The organism is Streptomyces thermovulgaris, assembly GCF_002155915.1.
In the GTDB taxonomy this organism is placed as follows: domain Bacteria; phylum Actinomycetota; class Actinomycetes; order Streptomycetales; family Streptomycetaceae; genus Streptomyces; species Streptomyces thermovulgaris.
Genome location: NZ_MUME01000260.1, coordinates 1 through 3,227, shown reverse-complemented (window position 1 = coordinate 3,227; position 3,227 = coordinate 1). Strand labels below are relative to the sequence as shown.

The 3,227-nt window shown below is 69.9% G+C and carries 5 protein-coding genes; 1 reads left to right on the top strand and 4 read right to left on the bottom strand.

What is annotated here, in order from left to right; genetic code table 11:
* Positions 1-204: 204 nt before the first annotated feature.
* From rplT to infC, 3 genes are all read right to left on the bottom strand, one after another.
* Positions 205-588: a 50S ribosomal protein L20 gene (rplT, locus tag CCN35_RS19950; protein WP_067394989.1), complete on the bottom strand. Its 384-nt coding sequence runs from the start codon at positions 586-588 to the stop codon at positions 205-207.
* Between the two features lie 110 nt (positions 589-698).
* Positions 699-893 carry a 50S ribosomal protein L35 gene (gene rpmI, locus CCN35_RS19945; RefSeq protein ID WP_067394986.1) on the bottom strand — a complete coding sequence of 65 codons (195 nt, stop codon included), beginning with the start codon at positions 891-893 and terminating at the stop codon, positions 699-701.
* Positions 894-1,001: 108 nt separating this feature from the next.
* Entirely contained in the window at positions 1,002-1,685 is a 684-nt protein-coding gene (infC, locus tag CCN35_RS19940; RefSeq protein WP_079129737.1) for a translation initiation factor IF-3, read from the bottom strand.
* A gap of 365 nt (positions 1,686-2,050) precedes the next feature.
* Here infC and CCN35_RS19935 point away from each other — a divergent pair, with 365 nt between their 5' ends.
* Positions 2,051-2,425, top strand: coding sequence for a DUF1844 domain-containing protein (locus CCN35_RS19935; protein ID WP_067394980.1), 375 nt, complete (start codon positions 2,051-2,053; stop codon positions 2,423-2,425).
* Positions 2,426-2,492: 67 nt separating this feature from the next.
* On the opposite strand, the gene CCN35_RS19930 is transcribed toward CCN35_RS19935, so the two are convergent.
* Positions 2,493-3,227: SseB family protein (locus tag CCN35_RS19930; RefSeq protein WP_107501070.1), on the bottom strand; the 735-nt coding region annotated here is incomplete at its 5' end.

Sequence of the window (3,227 nt, the reverse complement as noted above, 5' to 3'; positions counted from 1 at the left end):
GGGGGGGGGGGGGTGGGGGCGGGGGTGGCGGGGGGCATGGGGGCTTCACCTTCGCTGGTCTTCCGCCGCGGCGGCGATCGGCCGGCACGGCGGGTTCGGGCGGTGCCGAACAAATCCGGGCATCGTGCTGCGGACACGCAATGGACCCGCGGGCACAGGCCCACGGGTCCCTTCGGTCGCGCCGGCCGGGAGCCGGCGCGGCGATCACGCAGCCTTGGGCGCGTTGACGTCGCTCGGCAGAGCCTTCTGCGCGACCTCGACGAGCGCGGCGAACGCGTTCGCGTCGTTGACGGCCAGCTCGGCCAGGATCTTGCGGTCGACCTCGATGTTCGCGGCCTTCAGCCCCTGGATGAAGCGGTTGTACGTCATGCCGTTGGCGCGGGCGGCGGCGTTGATGCGCTGGATCCACAGCTGACGGAAGTCGCCCTTGCGCTTCTTGCGGTCGTGGTAGTTGTAGACCAGCGAGTGGGTGACCTGCTCCTTGGCCTTGCGGTACAGGCGCGAGCGCTGACCGCGGTAGCCGGAAGCCTGCTCGAGGATCGCCCGGCGCTTCTTGTGGGCGTTCACTGCCCGCTTGACGCGTGCCACTTGTTCAACTCCTTGTAGCGGGGCCGTGGTGGTGGTCGCACGGCCCGGAAACGACTGGGTCCCGGTTCTGACGTGAGGCGCGTGGGATCAGCGGATCACACGCCGCCGTGTCACTTGCCGAGAAGCTTCTTGATCTTCTTGGCGTCGCCCGGGGCCATCTCGGCGTTGCCGGTGAGGCGACGTGTCACACGGGACGACTTGTGCTCGAGCAGGTGGCGCTTGCCGGCGCGCTCACGGAGCACCCTGCCGGAGCCGGTGACCTTGAAACGCTTCCTGGCACCGCTGTGCGTCTTGTTCTTCGGCATAGCGCCGTTCTCTCCTCGTAGGTGCGCTCCGGTGCCCGGTCGCGAGAACCGGGCACGGTGGAGCGTCGCTCTTGTATCGGGTTACATCCTGGGACGCGCGTCCCGAGATCACGCCTCGGCGGGCTCCTCGGACGACGCCCCCCTCCGGGAGGCTGCGCCCCGCCCCTGACGCCCGGCCTTGCGGGCCTGCTGCGCCTGGCGGGCCTCGGCCATGGCCTCGGTCTTCTTCTTGTGCGGACCGAGAACCATGATCATGTTGCGGCCGTCCTGCTTCGGGTTCGACTCCACGTAGCCGAGATCCTGGACGTCCTCCGCGAGCCGCTGCAGCAGCCGGTAGCCCAGTTCGGGCCGGGACTGCTCGCGACCACGGAACATGATCGTGATCTTGACCTTGTCGCCCTGCTTGAGGAACCGGACGACGTGACCCTTCTTGGTGTCGTAGTCGTGCGGGTCGATCTTCGGCCGGAGCTTCATCTCCTTGATGACCGTGTGCGCCTGGTTCTTGCGCGCCTCACGGGCCTTCATGGCCGACTCGTACTTGAACTTCCCGTAGTCCATGAGCTTGCACACGGGCGGACGGGCGTTCGCCGCGACCTCGACCAGGTCCAGGTCGTACTCCTGCGCAAGCTCCAGTGCCTTCGCAAGCGGCACGATGCCGACCTGCTCGCCACTGGGACCGACAAGTCGCACCTCGGGAACGCGAATCCGGTCGTTGATGCGGGGCTCGGCGCTGATGGATCCTCCTCGGTAGCACCACGCGACGGTCTGGCGGACAGTCGCGTACGTCTTGATTCGTTAGACCTAACCGCGCCGAAGCAGAAAAAATGCCCCGGACGATCACAGGCGGAGCTCCTCGAACTACCGGAGCAACCGCCGCGAGGACCGCGGGGCGCGCTTTCGGGCGGTTTGCCACTGTTGAGTGCGGGACCGCCTGACCGGTGACCCGCCGCCCCGGAAGGCGGTCAGGTGGGAGTTCGAAGCCTCCACTTGTGGGCCGGACTCGTGTCGCACGCTCATGCCTTCCTTCGCATGAGGTGCGGCGGACGCATCCGACCGGTCGTCACACAAGGTTAGCAGCATCGAGGGGGGAACGACCAATCGGAACGGGACAGGGCTTGATGAGGGCGGATGTCCGCCCTGCCCCTATCGTGTGGGGCATGAGTGAGACCCCCTCCGAGCGTCCCGAGACCGCCCAGACCCCCGACTTCGACGCCATGACCCGTGACATCGCCGAGGTTCCGGCGGTCGAGGTGATCGTGACGGTCGCCGTCCACCTGATGAGCGCCGCCGCCGTCAAGCTCGGGCTGAGCGAGGAGGGCGACACGTACAAGGACCTGGACGAGGCGCGCAAGCTGGTGCACGCGCTCGCGGGACTGCTGGACGCGAGCACGACCGAGATCAGCTCCTTCCACGCGGCGCCGCTGCGGGACGGCCTGAAGTCGCTGCAGCTGGCGTTCCGCGAGGCGTCGCTCGTCCCGGACGAGCCGGGCCAGGGGCCGGGCGAGAAGTACACCGGACCGGTCTACGGCTGACCCGCCGCCGTCCGGCGCTCCCGCCCTTTGCCGCCCGCTCCTGCTTTTCCCGCCTTTCCCGCTTTTCTCATTCCTTCACGTACAAGGGCTCGCCCGGCGGCGTGGCCCCGGCCGGCAGCAGTGCCAGGTCGAGGCCGCGCACCAGGCGGGCCCTCAGTGTGTCGCTGGCGGCGAGCCGCTCGGCGAGGGCGCGGACGGTCTCGGCGGGGGCGTCGGTGACGGACGGGTCGAGGACGAGGGCGAGGGTGCCGTCGGCCCGTCCCGGTCCGAGGTGGGCGCGCAGCACGGCGGGCTCGGCGGCGACGGTCTCCCGTACGGCGTCGATCACGGCCGGGTCGGCCAGCGGGTCCGTCGTCGTACGGCCCTCGGCGAGGGCGAGCAGCGCGGGCCCGGTCAGCTCGAACGGCACCGGTCCGGCCATGTCCAGCACCACGGTGTCCGCCTTCTCGCGCGCGGCGGCCTCCAGTGCCTGGTGCAGATGGACGGCCACGGGGCGGGCCTTGGGGTCCCAGCGGGCCAGGGAGTCGACGGAGGTGAAGGCGGGCAGGGCGGTGCGGCCGCCGGCCTTCAGGGTGGGGACGGCCATCTCGCTGGTCTTCTCGCGCCGCAGTCCGTTCTCGTCCTCCTCCACCTCGCCGAGGACGGCCACGACGGGGACGAGGAGCCGGGTGCCCTTGAGCGCCTCCAGGACGGGTTCCACGGCGGTGCGGTCCTTGGCCCAGGCCTCGAGCGCCGCGCTCAGCCGGGGGTCGGGGGAGCCGTCGTCGTCGGCGAAGGGGGACGGGGGGATGTTCTTCTTGGC

Excerpts from the sequence above, each read along its gene's own strand:
- rpmI (WP_067394986.1), bottom strand. The coding sequence starts at position 893 with ATGCCGAAGAACAAGACGCACAGCGGTGCCAGGAAGCGTTTCAAGGTC.
- CCN35_RS19935 (WP_067394980.1), top strand. The coding sequence starts at position 2,051 with ATGAGTGAGACCCCCTCCGAGCGTCCCGAGACCGCCCAGACCCCCGAC.